Consider the following 15,270-nt stretch of genomic DNA (forward strand, 5'->3'; position numbering starts at 1 on the left):
ATCTACCCGGTTTGATCCGGTTTTACAAAGGCTTCAGGCCGTCTGAAAGTATTCAGACGGCCTGCTTATTTGCTGTCGAGACCTTTGCCAACCCCTTCGTTTGCGGTGCGCCCGTTTGCCTATCTGTATGATGTCTGCACGCGCCGCACAGCTACGCCCTGAACCTGAAGGTTTGGCAAAGGTTTCTTGCTGCCTGTTTATGGCTTGCGCTGTTCAAACAGCCAATCGCGGATGCCTTCCACGGTGTAGGCGATGCGCCAAGTATGAACATGGTTGGCATGGGTGTTGTCGGTTTGGCCGGCGGGCACAACCGTGCCTTTTTGCAAAACGGTGTAATGGATATTGGCGTTTTGGCTGCGCATGGCTTTGACTTCGGCATCAAGCTCGGCGGCGTTTGCCAAGCCGCTCCACATGTTACGCGCTACTTTGGCACCGTTTTTCTCCAGTGCCGCGGTAACGGCGTTCATGCCCGAATAGGCTTTTTCATCACCTTCGGCCACCATAATCCACATTTTGTTTTTGGCCATCGGTGCTACTTTGGCGGCATCCCATTGCGCAGCTACGATGTAGGAAGCGGCAAAAAAGTCGGGGTATTTGATGTTCATCGCCATTTCCATCATGCCGCCGCTGGATTGGCCCGTGGCATAAAGGCGGGAAGGATCTATGCTGTATTGGGTTTGAAGGTGTTTGATCAGGTTGACCACCGTATCCAAATCTTTGGTGGCTTGCAATTTGTCGTTGATGATTTTATAGCCGAACTGCGGTGCCAAGACAAAGGCTTCGTGTTTGGCCTGCGATTCGGGGCCGGCCCAAACCACCGCGCCCAAACCCTGTTTCAGGGTGTTTTTCACGTCTTTGCCCGTTACGCGCGCATCGTGGAGAAACAACACCAGCGGATAAGACTTTTTCGGGTCGTAGTTTTTCGGCACGAAAAGATTGTAGTTAAGCGAAATGCCGGTTTGCGGATCGGCAAATTGGGCTTGTTTGAAATCGTCTACCACCAGATTCACGGCTTCTTTAGATTCTCTTTCTTTGCCGTCGGGAATAATCGTTTGGCCTGTTGTGCCGGCCACGTCGCCCGTTTGCGTGACTTTCAGTTCGGGGCGGCGGCGGATGATGTCGCGCCCTTCAACGCCGAAGGCCACGGCGTCTTCGTCGTTTTTAGACAGCTCCACCACCACAAATTTGCCGTCTTTGGCATCGGAAGCCGTTACGGGCGCATCGTTGCCGTATACTTTCGTAACCGTGCGGCCCGCTACGGCAAAATCTTCGGTATCGAGCGATTCATTGCTTACCGCTTGATCGTAGTGCACCACAGCGGCCGTAATTTTCTGGCCGTCTGAAAATACTTCGGTAACCGCAGTAACATCTTTAACCGAATCGGCCGTCGTGATGGTGGCGGCAGGTTTTGTTTGGGCGCTCATCATCTGGCAGCCGGACAATACCGCAGCGCATCCTGCGGCAGCTAAAGCAGTGGTGATTTTTTTCATAAGCAAGACTTTCGGAAAATCAGGCAGCCGGTTTGACAGGCTGTATGTCGGAAACGCACCGTGCGGCGGATATGCCGTCTGAAACAGAACCTTACTGCCTTTCAGTTGCGGATATAAACCGTTTAACTATACTCAGCCGCCAAACATTTGTGTTTGTTCGTCGGCGGAGCGGTGGATTTATTGTGCTAAGCGTTGTTTCCGACAACACAACAGGCCGTCTGAAAACCTATTCAGACGGCCTATATGCCGACAAGTTTCTTAATTTCTGCTTTATATCATCAAAAAAGCATATTTCATCTTCGCCTGCGCGTTTAGCGCAAGGAAAAAGCGGCAATCCGATGCCTGTTTTCCGTTACCGCTGTCAAGCAAAAAGCGTCGGCAGCCAATGGTAAAGCCATACCATCAATGCCCACGACCATTTCAGCAGCAACACGATGCACGCCAACAGCAGCAAAATGCCCACTGCCGCCATCGCCGCTCTGCGGTTTACTTGGCTGATCACGGCTTTGTCGCCCAAGGCGAAACCTTCAATCAGGGCAAAATTGCGCTTGTGCGACTTATTGATAAAGTCCAGCACGTCGCCCAAAAAAGGAATCAGGCCGATCAAGATGTCCATCAGGCTGTTGAACAGCACAACCACAGTCAATCTGGCCGAACGCAGTTTCACCGCCGCCAAATACAGAAACACGGCGTGGAAGCTTTGTGAAACCACATCGCCCGCCACGGGGATTAAACCCAGTATGCCGTCGATATAGTAGTCGTCAAGATAGCGGCTGATTTCTTTCGCCGCGTGATAGCTGCGGCTTCTTTGCAAAGCATTGTGTCTGATGGGGGTAGGATGGTTCATGATTATCTTTAGATTTATTTAAAACAAACAGTTGTGTGCGCTCAATATACGGCTAGGCGGCGGATATATGGTGCGCCGAATAGATTGCCGATGATTGAAGCCGCAATATTATTCACGCAACATCTGAGGCCGTCTGAATAAGATGACCGGCGGTAAAAATACAGAATATTCATAAAAAGCCCCGAGCATGTTATCAAGCATGTTCGGGGATTTTGATAAGACACAGGAGGCCGTCTGAAATGTTCAGCGGGCTTTAATCGTCATTGGATTTGTCGCTGTTGCGGCGGGAGAAATTAATGCCCAGCTGTTTCAGTTTGCGGTAGAGGTGCGTTCTTTCCAAACCTACTTTCTGCGCCACGCGGCTCATGTTGTGGCTTTCTTGAACGATATGGTATTCAAAATAGCGTCGTTCCAACTCTTCGCGCAATTCACGCAAAGGCATATTGAAATTGAAACCGCCGACCATTTCCGAAACAGGCGCGTGGTTCATTTGCCCGCCCAGCACTGCATTAACGGCCTGCTCTTCCACCGCGCTGTTTTCGGCGGTGATGGCCAAATTTTTGACCACGCTGCGCAATTGGTCGAGATTGCCCGGCCAGTCGTATTGGCGCAGGATATTCAATGCACCGGTGCTGAATTTGACCAGCGGTATTTTTTGCGTTTCGGCAAGTTCGCTCAGAATTTGGTCAACCAAAAACACGATATCGTCGGCCTGATTACGCAAGGGCGGAATCTGAATCACACAAGCGGAAAGGGCTTCTTTCAGTTTGGTATCGATTATCGAATGTTCGGCCGATTCGTTTAAAGGGCGGCTGCTGGCGCAGATAATGCGCACATTGCTGCGTTCCGCTTTGGTCAGTAAAAAGGCGATACCTTGCTGGATGCTGCGGCTGTATTGGGCAATGTCGCCCAAATAGAGAATACCGCCGCCCGCTTTTTGCAAAAGCTCCAACGGAATATCGACGATGTGTTCGGTTTTGCCCGGCTCCACCCACGGCGTACCGTTTTTGTGGAAATAGCGCGCCACCAGTTCAAACGGAGAACCCGGTTCGCCCGAGAGCAGCACGGGTTTGTTTTGTTTAACGGCCGATTCCAGCACGCGGTTCAGTTCCTGCACGGAGGGGCTGTTGCCGAGTTTGTCGAGCGACAGGCCCGATGCCGCCTGCATTTCGCCGTATTTCAAGGCGCGGTCGACGGTGCTGAGCAGTTTTTGCAGGGCGATGGGTTTTTCGAGAAAATCCAATGCGCCGATTTTGGTGGCTTCAACGGCAGTATCGATGCTGGCATGGCCGCTCATCATCACCACGGGCATATTGAGCTGGCCGTTTTTCGCCCATTCTTTCAACAGCGTGATGCCGTCGCAGTCGGGCATCCAGATATCCAGCAGTACCATGGCCGGGCGTGTTTGGTGGCGGAGCTGGCGGGCTTCTTCGGCATTTTCGGCAAGGGTTACGGTGTACCCTTCGTCTTGCAGAATTTCAGAAAGAAGATCACGGATGCCGATTTCGTCATCAACAATTAAGATATCAGTACTGCGCATAATGTTTATACCAATCTGGGTAAGGCTATATTAACAGCCGCGCCGCCTTCCGGTGGGTTGGACAAGGTGATGCGGCCGCCATGTTCTTCGATAATTTTCTTTACCACGGGCAAGCCCAAGCCGGTGCCTGTGGGTTTGTCGGTAACATAAGGCTCGAAAGCGTGTTGCAGCATGTCTTTGCTGAAACTTTTGCCGTTGTTGCTCACGGTGAGCAGCACTTGGTTGTCGTCGGCAGCTTGCGTGGATACTTTTACCAGCGGGTAAGTTTCGCCTTCTGCGGCTTCGGCTGCATTTTTGAAAATGTTGTGCAGAACCTGCCGCATCGCGGTGGTATCGGCGGCGATTGAATAAGATATATTACTCAAATCGGCCTCGAATGTACACTTGCTGCCTTCGTATAGCAGCAAAACTTCTTCGATAATTTGGTTTAAATCAAGCTGTTCGAGTTTGAGTGCGGGCGCACGGGCATAGTTTCGGAAGGCTTCAACCATCTCTTTCAATGCCGCTACCTGTTTGACAATCGTGTCGGTAGAACGCGTGAGAATTTGTGCGTCTTGACCGCTGAGCTTGTCATGCAATTTCCATGCCAATCTTTCGGCGGAAAGCTGGATGGGGGTGAGCGGGTTGCGGATTTCATGAGCCAGCCGTTTGGCTACTTCGCCCCAAGCTGCTTCTTTTTGCGCTCTGACCAAAGCGGTAATGTCGTCAAACACCATCACGATGCCGTTATCGTTGTCGTCGGGCAAAATGGTGGCTTTGGCCAATAAAATGCGCGATTCGTCGGGTGCGGCATAGCTGAGCTGCACGGGTTTGTCGACGGGAGCGGTATCGATAATCGAGGCGAATGTTTCGGCCAATACGGCTTGCTGGGGCGATTGCCCGTGCCATTCATACCAGCTGGTGCCGACCATGCTTTCCAATGAAATACCGAATATTGCTTCGGCACTGTGGTTGTATGTTTTCAGACGGCCTTTGTCGTCTATGGTAACTACGCCGGTGGTCAGCGTTTCCAATACGCATTCCAAATAGTGGCGTGCGGCTTCTTGTTGCAGGCGGTTGCGTTCGTTGGCCGCTTGGGCAATGCTCAACTGCTCGGTCATGTGGTTGAACAGATGGGTGAGCCTGCCGAATTCGTCGTTACGGAAAATCGGCCGTTTTTGAGAGAAATCGCCTTGCGCCACCGCACGCGCGCCTTCTGCCAGCGAAAGCACCGGCTCGACAAAACGGCGGGCAAAATAAAGAGCCATTACCAATGCCAGCATAATGGCCAACAGGGTGGCCGCCAGCAATGTAACGAGAAAGAACGTTTGCAGACCCTGCTTGGCATAGGTCAGCTCGGCATATTTGGCGCGTGCTGCTTCGATAAGTGTGGCATCTTCCGCCACGCCTGCGGGAACGGCCTGCCTGAAAAACAGCGCACGGGAACGGTTTTCGCCGTTGTCTAAAATCATCCAGCCTTGGGCGTATAAAACGTTATTGAGGTTTTCGATGCTGCTGGCCGAGCCGGTGTTGGCGAGCATTTGGCTGGCGGAGTCGTCTAGTCGCGGAGCAGGTAGGTTTTGAACGTTGCGCACAACATCGGCCGTGTTGTTGTCGATATGGTAAACGGCGAGCTGATCAAAGCGTTCGCTTCCGGGCAGGCCTTTAAGCGTATCGGACAGGTTTTTGCCCAGAGAGGCTGCTCCGATTAAATCGATTTGAATGGGTACGGCTTGGCGGACGGCATTGTCGAGCGAAAGGTTCAATGCCGATTTGCTCAGATTCAAGCCGCGCTCCAAGGCTTCGTGCGTGTCGTTGCCGAACCATGAGTTGATGCTGTTGGAGATAAATTGGGCAGATACGCCGAACAAAAACAATCCCGGCAATACGGCAACCAATGTAAACATGCCGGCCAGACGGCGGGCGATTTGGGAACCGAACACGCCTTTGCGCAGATCGCGCAGCAGCAGGCGCACATAGCGCACCAGCAATGCCAACAGCACGGCGACCAAAGCACCGCTGGCGGCAATGATCCACCAGAAATAATGCCCCAAATCGCTGTCGTTTTCGGTTGCCAGCGTTAACACATACAGGGAAATGAAGGAAAGCAGTCCGGCAATCAGCAGAAAGTAACGCACGGCTTTACTCCTTCGTAACGGTTAGGGATTGCCAGCCGGAATCCAGTTGCCAGCTTTTGGAAGTGAGCGCGTTGATTTGAAAAGGTTTGGGGAGTTGCGATGTGCTTAACGACAACCGTATTTCGGCTTTGGTTTCTTTGGCGGTAACGCCGTTGAGTGCGCCGTTGGCCAGCACTTTCCAGTTGGCGACTGCGCCCACGCCGCGCAAAGCCGTATCCAAGCTGTTGTATTCGGTAGAGAAAGTGCCTACGGTTACGCGGTAGCGGTTGGTAAGCGGATGGTAGGAAAGTTTGTATTGAATGGTGTTGTCATGGCCGACCAGCTGCTCGAACTTGAAACGGTAGGCGGCAATTGTGGGGGCGGACAGTTGGTAATTCAGGGTGAAATTCAACGGCACGCCTTGATTGAGGGCCTGTTTGAGCTGGTCGGGCAGAACGGTTTTGAAGCGGCTGCTTACCGACATCTGCCCGGATTGGGTCAGTACGGCCTGCGAGCGGGTTGCACTTATCCCTTCTGCGGCCGTCTGAAAAGAAGCGGCCAGCAGAATGGGCAGTAACAGTAATTTACTGTTTTTCAATAAGTGCGTAATAAAAGCCATCTTGCTGTTTGTTGGGTAAAAGCACACGCGATTCGATGCAGCGGGCATCGGCATGGTGGTTTAAAAATTTATTCAGTTGCTGCTCGTTTTCTTCTACGAATACCGAGCAGGTGGCCAGCAGCATCCTGCCGTTTTTCGTCAGGGTCTGCCAGAGTGCGTCGAGAAGTGTTTCCTGTTGGCGCGCGGTTTTTACGGCATCTCCGGGGCGGCGCAGCCATCTGATGTCGGGGTTGCGTTTCAATACGCCGGAAGCGGTGCAAGGCACGTCGGCCAAGATGGCGTCGAAAGGCCGGCCGTCGTACCATTTGTGCAAATCGCGCGCATCGGCACATTGGAGTGATTCGGCTTGCACGTTTAATCTGTTCAGGTTGTCGGCAACACGTTTCAGACGGCCTGCGTCGATATCCAGCGCAGTAACGTTGCAATCGGCCCATTCGAGAATGTGGCCGGTTTTGCCCCCGGGGGCGGCGCAAGCGTCGAGAATGCGTTCGCCGTTTTGCGGGTTCAGAATGTGGGCCGCTTGTTGTGCACCCCAGTCTTGCACGGATACGAGGCCGTCTGAAAAACCGGGCAGGCGGCTGACGGGCACGGCTTCGGCAAGCATGACGGCATGGTCGTTTAGCGCAACGGCGGCGATTCCTTCCTGCTCAAGCTGCTTAAGATAAGCATGGGCATCGCCGCGACGCCGGTTGACGCGTAATGTCATCGGCGGGTGCTGTTGCCATGCGGCCACCATGTTGTGCCAATGCTTCGGATAATGGTTTTGCAGATAGCGTATCCACCATTCGGGCAAATTGTATTTGGCAACATCGTTATGCTTGCAGCCGGCATTGAGCTTGTCGCGTTCGCGCAGGAAGCGGCGCAAAATGGCATTGGTAAACGAACGGTATTGCCCTTTGCCTATTTTGGCTGCGGTATCAACGGCTTCGTTTACTACGGCATGGGGTGCGTTAGTAGTGTGGTTCAGTTGGTAGAGTGCTGCAATCAGCAGGCTTTCAAGCTTAGGTTCGGTAATCGGCTTGTTCAACATTTTACCGAGCATATAACGCAAACTGCCGCCGTAACGCTGGCAACCGTAGGCAATATCCTGCAGGGCGCCGCTTTCTTGGGCGCTTAAATCGGGATGGTCAGCCTTTATTTGCGCCAACACATCTTGCAGGTTTTGACCGGAAGCCACCGCGGTTACGGTGTCTGCCGCTAATTTTTGCGCCAAAGCCATGCTCACAGGTGTTCTCCCGCTTCTATACGGTTCCCCGCCGCAAACGCGGCGATGTCCATGCGCTTGCTGCCGGCCGGTTGCAGTTCGGTAATATTCAGTGCCTGTTGGCCGCACGCAACAATCAGGCCGTCTGAACGGCACTGCAATACCGTGCCCGGCTCTCCTTGCCGGTCAATCACTTCGGCGCGCCATATTTTTAAAGGTTTGCCCTGATATACAGTCCATGCAGCGGGCACGGGGTTGAATGCCCTGATTTTACGTTCGATAAGCTGCGCAGGTTCGTTCCAATCGATACGCGCTTCTTCTTTGTTTAATTTTTGCGCATACGTTACACCGTTTTCCGGTTGCGGGATGCTTTTCAGACGGCCTTCCTGATCTAAGCGTTGCAAATCAGCGACAATGGCTTGCGCCCCGATTTCAGCCAAAGCGTCATGTACGTTTGCCGCAGTATCGGTGCTTAGAATGGCATAGCGGTGTTCGCTGACGACATTGCCCGTGTCTAATCCCGCATCCATCTGCATAATGCACACGCCTGTTTCTGCGTCTCCCGCCTCAATGGCACGCTGTATAGGCGCGGCTCCCCGCCAGCGCGGCAAGAGAGAGGCGTGAATATTCAGGCAGCCGTGCTTGGGAATATCCAGCACCGCTTGAGGCAGAATCAGGCCGTAAGCCGCCACCACCATCACATCGGCGTGTTGTTTGCGCAACAGTTCCTGAGCGTCTTCATGGCGCAGGCTTTGCGGCTGGGCTACGGTTAAACCCAAGTTAAGCGCCGTTTGCTTTACGGGGCTTGGCTGGAGCTGCATGCCCCGTCCTTTGGGGCGGTCGGGCTGGGTAAGCACCAGAGGGATTTCAAACCCGGCCTCGGCGATGGCCGATAAGGCGGAAGCGGCAAAATCGGGCGTGCCGGCAAAAATAACTTTCATAAGATAAAAGGCCGTCTGAACAAAAGGTTATAGATTGTGCTTGGCGCGTTTTTTCAATTTGGTTTTGATTCGGTTCTGTTTTAATGTAGATAGATATTCTACAAATACTTTTCCGGCCAAGTGATCAAGCTCGTGTTGGATACAGATAGCCAGCAAGCCGTCTGCTTCAAGAGTAAATTTTTCGCCCTTTTCATTTAGGGCTTCAACGGTAACGCGTTCGGCGCGGGTTACGGTGTCGTAAATGCCGGGAACAGACAAACAGCCTTCTTCGTATGTTGTTTCGCCGTCTTTATGGGTAATGGTGGGGTTGATAAAAACGCGCGGTTCGTTTTGCTCTTCCGACAAATCCATAACCACCACACGTTCGTGCACGTTTACCTGAGTTGCCGCCAAGCCGATGCCGCGTGCTTCATACATGGTTTCCAGCATGTCGCCTACCAACGTTTGAATGCGCTCATCAATTTCCGCAACGGGTTTCGCAACAATATGCAGGCGTTCGTCGGGATACTGGAGTATGTTAAGTAATGCCATAATTTAATCTCTAATGTAAAAATATGTGTGCTTGATGCTATGATAACGGCAATATTCAGTGATAAAATATTACGCAGATTTTATTACATGTCGTATCCGCAAAGAGCCGTTATGCTCATTGTTAAAGTTAATTAAAGACAATCAATTTCGATTTCAAGGGGAGCAGTTATGCAGAAACGTATTATAACCTTGCTTTGCACCTTAGGTTTGGCATTTTCGGGCCAAGCCGTGGCAGCCGGGCTGAAAGTCCGTCCCGATGCGCCTCAGCGTTATGTGGTCAAGCAGGGCGATACATTATGGGGCATTTCGGGCAAATACCTTTACAGCCCGTGGCAATGGAACCGCTTGTGGGGAGCAAACCGCAGCGAAATCCGCAATCCGCATATGATTTATCCGGGGCAGGTTTTGGTGTTGCGCTATGTAAACGGCCAACCGCGCCTTGGTTTTGACAACGCATCTTCCTATCGCGACGGTATTCCGGTAGTCAAATTGGCACCCCGGGTGCGCGAAGTATCGTCAGGCTACGGTATTCAAACCGTTAACGTGAATTTCTACCGTATGTTTATGCAGCATCCGCAAGTGATTCCGCAAATGCAAACACAAGATGCACCGCGTTTGATCGACGGCCCCGACAACCGCATCCTTTACAGCAAAGGCGACCGTGTATATGCCTACGGTATTGCCGAACCGGGTCGTTATCTGGTGTATCGTGCCCGCAAAGATATTGTTGATCCTGAAACCAAGAAATATTTGGGGCAAGAAGTGGTGTTCAGCGGTATCGTCAGCACGCTGCCTTACACCAACAGTGCTTTGGATGCCCGTAGTGAGAAAGATGCCCAATATTTGCCGAACAACGAATATTACACACGTCTGCATCCTTTGGTAAAAGTGCCTACCCAAACCGCACAGCCTATGGTGGTAGAAGAAGCCGTGTCTGAAGTACGCAAGGGTGACTTCCTATTGAAAATGACGGATGAGCGCGACAGTTTCCAAATGATGCCGCATGCACCAAGCCGCCATATTGATGCAAAAGTCGTGTCTATTTTTGACGGCGTGAGTGAAGCCGGCCAATTCCAAACCATTACCTTGAATAAAGGCGAAGCCGACGGCTTGGACAAAGGTACGGTTTTGAGCTTATACAAGCGCAGCCGCCAAGTAAAAGTAGATTTGGAAAACGGCGGCAAAGGCCGCAGCGTGGTGAAATACGTTTCTATTCCTTCTGAAGAAGTTGGTTTGGCGATGGTTTACCGCACCAGCGAACATTTGGCTTCAGCCATTATTTTGGAAAGCTTAACCAATATTAACATTGGTGATACTGCTTCAGAGCCGGGTCAAGATTTGGATAATATGGCAGACGATGCGAGACATGTGCCGAATGCACCACAAGAATCGCACGATACCGAGCATAATGAATACAATATCAAAAGCAATATAAATCTCTACTAAAACAGGCCTGTAATAGGCCGTCTGAAAAAGCACACAGCAATGTGTGCTTTTTTATTGGTATTTTCACGACACATTTTCCCCTTTTTTTAGGCGGTTTCCGTAAATTATTCTTGAAAATGGTTAACAAACCATTACAAAAAATATAAAATACAAAACACAAAAATATCACTCACATTACTAATTTGCGAGTGAATGCAAACATTACGGGGTTTGCCATGAATGATTCCGAAAGAGCCGCATGGATACAGCTTGCGCTTACACCCTATATCGGGGCTGAAAGTTTCTTGAATTTAATCAAGCATTACGGTACAGCTGAAGCTGTATTGGCCGCTCCGGCGGAAAGCGTGCGGCAGCTGGTTTGCCACAAACAAGCAGTAGCAGCATGGAAAGGAGACAACAGCCAAGCCGTTGCGGCGGCAGAAGCTGCGTTAGCATGGGAGCAGCAGGAAAATTGCCGTTTGATGTTGCTTTGCGACAACGACTTTCCCTTAATGTTGACAGAAGGCCTTACACCTCCGCCGTTGTTGTTTTTAAGGGGGCGTGTCGAATTGCTGCACCATTCTTCGGTAGCCATCGTCGGCAGCCGACATGCCACGCCCCAAGCCATGCGAATCGCCTGTGATTTCGGCCATGCGTTGGGTGAAGAGGGTGTCGGTGTGGTTTCGGGTATGGCCTCCGGCATTGATACGGCAGCCCATCAAGGGGCGTTAAGCACTAAGGGTGGGACTGTTGCTGTATGGGGAACGGGAATAGACAGAATTTATCCTCAAGCAAATAAAAATTTGGCTTATCAGATTGCCGACAACGGATTGATTGTTAGCGAATTTCCATTGAATACCCGCCCGTTGGCAGGAAATTTCCCCCGGCGAAACCGCCTGATAGCCGCTTTATCAAAAGCAGTATTGGTTGTAGAAGCCGCGCCCGAATCAGGTTCGCTGATTACAGCCAAACTGGCGGCCGATATGGGGCGGGAGGTTATGGCTGTGCCCGGATCGATTGATAACCCGCACAGTAAGGGTTGCCATAAGTTGATAAAAGAAGGCGCTAAATTAGTAGAATGTTTAGACGATATTTTGCTCGAATGTCCGCAATTGTTGAACTCAACAATTAGTCAAGATAAAACCGGGCAAATAAAATTGCAGCAACAAGGGCAGGAACAACAAACACATACCCAAACACACACACGGGGGCCGTCTGAACATCCGCTTTTAGCCGCAATGGGATACAGCCCTGTGCATCCCGACAGTTTGGCAGAGCAGCTAAACCTTTCTGCTGCCGATATATATGCGCAGTTGCTCGAACTGGAGCTGGAGAAAATCGTTTCCCCGATGCCGGGCGGACGCTATCAAAGAATCAAATAACAATAAGGATATATCATGGCTGATGTAATCGCCTTTTTAATCAAACACTTTTACGACTTGGAAGCCTGCCCGCCACCCTCAGACTTAGGGCAGATTCTAGAAGATATCGGTTTTAGTGATATTGAAATCAACCAAGCATTGATGTTGTTGGAAGTGTTGGCTAACAGCCCGGAGGTAGAAGAAACACAATACCGTAGCGGCGTGATGCGTGTTTACAGTTGGGAAGAACTGGAATCGTTACCTCACGACGTTGTGAATTTACTGTATTTCTTAGATCGTGTTCAGGCGATTAATGGAGAACAACGCGAATTTGTGGTGCACGCTTTGTTGCATTTGCCGCCTGACGAGATTACCGTAGACATGGCAAAAGTGCTGACTTTGCTGGTTTTATGGGCGCACAAATCGGAATTGCCTGCATTAATTGGTGAAGAGTTGATGATGGCTTTGCACGGTAAAGCAGTTATGCACTGATTATTTGTCGTCTGCACAAACTACCACGCTTTAAACAAATAAAAAGAAAAACCCGCTTTATGCGGGTTTTATAGCGATATTCGCGAGGATAGAATAGATATGTAGCAGCAATTAGTTGCTGTTCATCCAATCATCCAATTCTTTTTCAGCTTGCTCTTTGGTGTAACCATAGCGTTCTTGAAGTTTACCGGCCAATTGGTCGCGTTTTCCTTCTGCAACTTTCAGATCGTCATCGGTTAATTCACCCCATTTTTCTTTCGCTTTGCCAACAAACTGATCCCATTTTCCTTCGATTTGATCCCAATTCATCTGGATTCCTTTCTTTAACATTTATCTGTTGAATAATATAAAGTGTGTGATACACCGTTGCCGGTGTAGAAAACATTTAAGTGCAGTTTGTTGTGTTTTCAAGGAAATTGCAGATAATTTAACTAAATTAATTTTAAAAGATAAATAAAATCATAGGCTTGGTTGTTTTATTTTTAAAATTGCTTACAAATTTGCAATATTTGTCAAAAATATTTAATGTTGCATTTTAGCTGTTTTATAAAAATTTATTTTTATCAATGGGTTATTTTTTGCGGTTATGAGCTTGTAACAATTTAATTCAAATTATTTACTTTTTATTGCTTTAAATTTTTGCTGCAGTGTGAAACCTTTTAATTTTATGATTTAAGTTAAATTATGCAATTGGAGAATTGTTAGGTGCATGTTACTGTGCATGTATTCCGTAGCTTCTGTATATCTGTTTTAGATGTGGGAAGCGGGAAAGCGGTATCACTCAGATGTCACACATCAGATTGTTTTAATTCAAAAAAGGAAAAAAAACCATGTTACGTTATTCAATCATTTTCTTTGTTATTGCTATTATTGCAGGTATCTTCGGCTTCGGTGGTATCGCAGGTAGTGCTGCCGGTATTGCAAAGATTCTTTTCATCGGCTTTTTGATTTTGGCCGTGTTGTCTTTGATCTTCGGCCGTAAAAGATAAATAGACTTTTAAGGCTTAAATGAAATAAAGAATGAGGCCGTCTGAATACAGATGGCTTTTTTATTGTCTAAATATTTCGGCTTCTTATAAAAGTTGAGTGACTATATTTGTTGAAATGATGAGAAAAAAGCACCGCAATATGCGGTGCTTTTTATTATTTTGATTAAAGAAACATGATTAAAAAGCCATGCCTTTCAAACTTTCGGTCTTTATTGGCCTGCCTTCAGTCCCTGCCATAGGCGGACACTCAGTTTCACTGCATCGGCTGATTTGGGCAAAACCACAAAGCTCTTGGCTTTTACTTCATCGCTCGGGAAGATGGAGTTATCTTCGGCAAATGATTTTTCCATTAAATCGCGGGCGGGTTTGCTGGCGGGAGCATAGGTAACGAAATTACCGTTTTTCGCAGCCACTTGCGGATCAAGCGTGTAGTTGATGTATTTGTGGGCGTTGGCAGCATTTTGGGCATCTTTCGGAATCATGAAAGAATCAATCCAGATACCTACACCGGTTTTGGGAGTGAGTACCTCGATGTTGACGCCGTTTTTGGCATCTTTGGCACGGTTTTTGGCAATATTCAAATCGCCGCCGTAGCCGATGGCCACGCAAAGGTTGCCTGCTGCCATATCGTCGATATAGCCTGACGAGCTGAAGCGTTTAACGTCGGGGCGTACTTTTTTCATCATATCGACAGCCGCTTTCAAATCGTCAGCATTTTCGCTGTTGGTATCTTTGCCGATGTAATTCAAACCGAGCGGAATTTGTTCGGTCGGGCTGTCGAGAAAGCTGATGCCGCACGATTTCAGTTTGGCCGTGTATTCGGGGTTGAATACCAAATCCCATTCGTTTTCGGGCAGTTTGTCGGTGCCTAAGGCTTTGGTTACTTGGTCTTTATTGATGGCGAGCGTATTGATGCCCCAGAAGTAGGGCACGGCGTATTTGTTACCCGGATCGACTTTGTCCATCATAGACAATAATTCAGGATCGATATTGTTGTAGTTGGGAATTAAATTTTTGTCGATTTCCTGATAAGCGCCGGCTTTGATTTGGCGGCCTACGTTGGCAATCGAGGGAGCAACCAAATCGTAGCCTGATTTGCCGGTAAGCACTTTGGCTTCAAGCGTTTCGTTGCTGTCGTAAAAGTCGTAGCGTACTTTAACGCTGTTGGCTTTTTCAAATTCGCTAACGGTGGCAGGATCAACGTAATCCGACCAATTGTAGATATTGAGTTTGCCTGTTGCGGGTGCGGCAGCTGTTGGCTGCGCGGTGCTTGAGGCCGTGTTCTCTGCGGTTTTTTGTGAATCGGTATTGCCCGAGCCTCCGCATGCGGCTAAAAATAATCCTGCCGCAGCAGAAACCAACCAAGTTTTTTTCATGTTCTTATCCTTTAAAAAACGTACCGTAGGCGGTACAAAAAAATATAAACCATGCAGAGGCAGTGAGGCTGCGTGCAGCAGGGCGAATTAAACGGCAAAATCCTTTGAGATGCAAGACCTTACAACGTAAAAACAAACATTTTTTAACACGGCTTCGGATAGGTTTTTCATCATAAACAATAATTTTTGGGGCTGAAGTAGATTAGCCCTAAATACCACACCAAAGCCGCAGAGTTTTTAACTGCTGCTTTGGTGTCCCGAAGTTAAAACGAAACTCACATTCTTTCAAGAACAGAGGAAAAGATTTTCGGTCGATTCCGTTGTATTTGCGCAAGACACGTTTCGCCTGATTCCAAAAA

General features: G+C 49.4%; 14 protein-coding genes and 2 pseudogenes. 5 read left to right on the forward strand and 11 right to left on the reverse strand.

Going from position 1 to position 15,270, the window contains the following annotated elements:
- Positions 1-197: 197 nt before the first annotated feature.
- The 8 genes from AKG43_RS10245 to def form a co-directional block, all read right to left on the reverse strand.
- Positions 198-1,490 carry a PHB depolymerase family esterase gene (locus AKG43_RS10245; RefSeq protein ID WP_054600462.1) on the reverse strand — a complete coding sequence of 431 codons (1,293 nt, stop codon included), beginning with the start codon at positions 1,488-1,490 and terminating at the stop codon, positions 198-200.
- Between the two features lie 361 nt (positions 1,491-1,851).
- Positions 1,852-2,337, reverse strand: coding sequence for a DUF4112 domain-containing protein (locus AKG43_RS10250; protein ID WP_054600463.1), 486 nt, complete (start codon positions 2,335-2,337; stop codon positions 1,852-1,854).
- Positions 2,338-2,590: 253 nt separating this feature from the next.
- On the reverse strand, positions 2,591-3,877 hold the full coding sequence (locus AKG43_RS10255) for a sigma-54 dependent transcriptional regulator (protein ID WP_054600464.1): 1,287 nt from the start codon (positions 3,875-3,877) through the stop codon (positions 2,591-2,593).
- A 5-nt stretch (positions 3,878-3,882) separates the two neighbouring features.
- On the reverse strand, positions 3,883-5,994 hold the full coding sequence (locus AKG43_RS10260; protein WP_054600465.1) for a HAMP domain-containing histidine kinase: 2,112 nt from the start codon (positions 5,992-5,994) through the stop codon (positions 3,883-3,885).
- Positions 5,995-5,998: 4 nt separating this feature from the next.
- Positions 5,999-6,592: a DUF4390 domain-containing protein gene (locus AKG43_RS10265; protein WP_054600466.1), complete on the reverse strand. Its 594-nt coding sequence runs from the start codon at positions 6,590-6,592 to the stop codon at positions 5,999-6,001.
- A complete protein-coding gene (gene rsmB, locus AKG43_RS10270; RefSeq protein ID WP_054600467.1) occupies positions 6,558-7,817 on the reverse strand; it encodes a 16S rRNA (cytosine(967)-C(5))-methyltransferase RsmB in 1,260 nt (419 codons plus the stop codon). Before rsmB ends, AKG43_RS10265 begins: the two co-directional genes overlap by 35 nt.
- Entirely contained in the window at positions 7,814-8,737 is a 924-nt protein-coding gene (gene fmt / locus AKG43_RS10275; protein WP_054600468.1) for a methionyl-tRNA formyltransferase, read from the reverse strand. Before fmt ends, rsmB begins: the two co-directional genes overlap by 4 nt.
- Before the next feature lie 27 nt (positions 8,738-8,764).
- Positions 8,765-9,268, reverse strand: coding sequence for a peptide deformylase (gene def, locus AKG43_RS10280; protein WP_054600469.1), 504 nt, complete (start codon positions 9,266-9,268; stop codon positions 8,765-8,767).
- A gap of 168 nt (positions 9,269-9,436) precedes the next feature.
- Here def and AKG43_RS10285 point away from each other — a divergent pair, with 168 nt between their 5' ends.
- The 4 genes and pseudogenes from AKG43_RS10285 (at position 9,437) to AKG43_RS10295 (ending at position 12,546) form a co-directional block, all read left to right on the forward strand.
- Positions 9,437-10,714, forward strand: coding sequence for a LysM peptidoglycan-binding domain-containing protein (locus AKG43_RS10285; RefSeq protein WP_054600470.1), 1,278 nt, complete (start codon positions 9,437-9,439; stop codon positions 10,712-10,714).
- 215 nt (positions 10,715-10,929) lie between these two features.
- Positions 10,930-11,820 (forward strand): annotated as a pseudogene (dprA, locus tag AKG43_RS10290) (DNA-processing protein DprA); the annotation flags it as partial.
- 30 nt (positions 11,821-11,850) lie between these two features.
- On the forward strand, positions 11,851-12,075 hold the full coding sequence (locus AKG43_RS13680; protein WP_369799576.1) for a hypothetical protein: 225 nt from the start codon (positions 11,851-11,853) through the stop codon (positions 12,073-12,075).
- Positions 12,076-12,090: 15 nt separating this feature from the next.
- Entirely contained in the window at positions 12,091-12,546 is a 456-nt protein-coding gene (locus AKG43_RS10295) for a DUF494 family protein (protein ID WP_054600472.1), read from the forward strand.
- Positions 12,547-12,657: 111 nt separating this feature from the next.
- Here the strand turns inward: AKG43_RS10295 and AKG43_RS10300 are convergent, their stop codons facing one another.
- Positions 12,658-12,855, reverse strand: a complete 198-nt coding sequence (locus AKG43_RS10300) for a CsbD family protein (RefSeq protein WP_054600473.1) — start codon at positions 12,853-12,855, stop codon at positions 12,658-12,660.
- Positions 12,856-13,376: 521 nt separating this feature from the next.
- On the opposite strand from AKG43_RS10300, the gene AKG43_RS12510 reads away from it, so the two are divergent.
- The gene (locus tag AKG43_RS12510; RefSeq protein ID WP_082403063.1) at positions 13,377-13,535 is read left to right on the forward strand and encodes a DUF1328 family protein; all 159 of its coding nucleotides are present in this window, start codon (positions 13,377-13,379) and stop codon (positions 13,533-13,535) included.
- A gap of 209 nt (positions 13,536-13,744) precedes the next feature.
- Here the strand turns inward: AKG43_RS12510 and AKG43_RS10305 are convergent, their stop codons facing one another.
- Both AKG43_RS10305 and AKG43_RS12515 read right to left on the reverse strand, forming a co-directional pair.
- Positions 13,745-14,911: a polyamine ABC transporter substrate-binding protein gene (locus AKG43_RS10305; RefSeq protein WP_054600474.1), complete on the reverse strand. Its 1,167-nt coding sequence runs from the start codon at positions 14,909-14,911 to the stop codon at positions 13,745-13,747.
- A gap of 208 nt (positions 14,912-15,119) precedes the next feature.
- A pseudogene (locus tag AKG43_RS12515) lies at positions 15,120-15,270 on the reverse strand (IS1595 family transposase); the annotation flags it as partial.

The sequence above is a fragment of the Neisseria sp. 74A18 genome (assembly GCF_001308005.1).
Taxonomy (GTDB): Bacteria; Pseudomonadota; Gammaproteobacteria; order Burkholderiales; family Neisseriaceae; genus Neisseria; species Neisseria dumasiana.

Coding starts and splice junctions, on each gene's coding strand:
- AKG43_RS10250 (WP_054600463.1), bottom strand. CDS start 2,337: ATGAACCATCCTACCCCCATCAGACACAATGCTTTGCAAAGAAGCCGC.
- AKG43_RS10285 (WP_054600470.1), top strand. CDS start 9,437: ATGCAGAAACGTATTATAACCTTGCTTTGCACCTTAGGTTTGGCATTT.
- AKG43_RS10305 (WP_054600474.1), bottom strand. CDS start 14,911: ATGAAAAAAACTTGGTTGGTTTCTGCTGCGGCAGGATTATTTTTAGCC.
- AKG43_RS10265 (WP_054600466.1), bottom strand. CDS start 6,592: ATGGCTTTTATTACGCACTTATTGAAAAACAGTAAATTACTGTTACTG.
- AKG43_RS10300 (WP_054600473.1), bottom strand. CDS start 12,855: ATGAATTGGGATCAAATCGAAGGAAAATGGGATCAGTTTGTTGGCAAA.
- AKG43_RS10255 (WP_054600464.1), bottom strand. CDS start 3,877: ATGCGCAGTACTGATATCTTAATTGTTGATGACGAAATCGGCATCCGT.
- fmt (WP_054600468.1), bottom strand. CDS start 8,737: ATGAAAGTTATTTTTGCCGGCACGCCCGATTTTGCCGCTTCCGCCTTA.
- AKG43_RS12510 (WP_082403063.1), top strand. CDS start 13,377: ATGTTACGTTATTCAATCATTTTCTTTGTTATTGCTATTATTGCAGGT.
- AKG43_RS10295 (WP_054600472.1), top strand. CDS start 12,091: ATGGCTGATGTAATCGCCTTTTTAATCAAACACTTTTACGACTTGGAA.
- def (WP_054600469.1), bottom strand. CDS start 9,268: ATGGCATTACTTAACATACTCCAGTATCCCGACGAACGCCTGCATATT.
- AKG43_RS10245 (WP_054600462.1), bottom strand. CDS start 1,490: ATGAAAAAAATCACCACTGCTTTAGCTGCCGCAGGATGCGCTGCGGTA.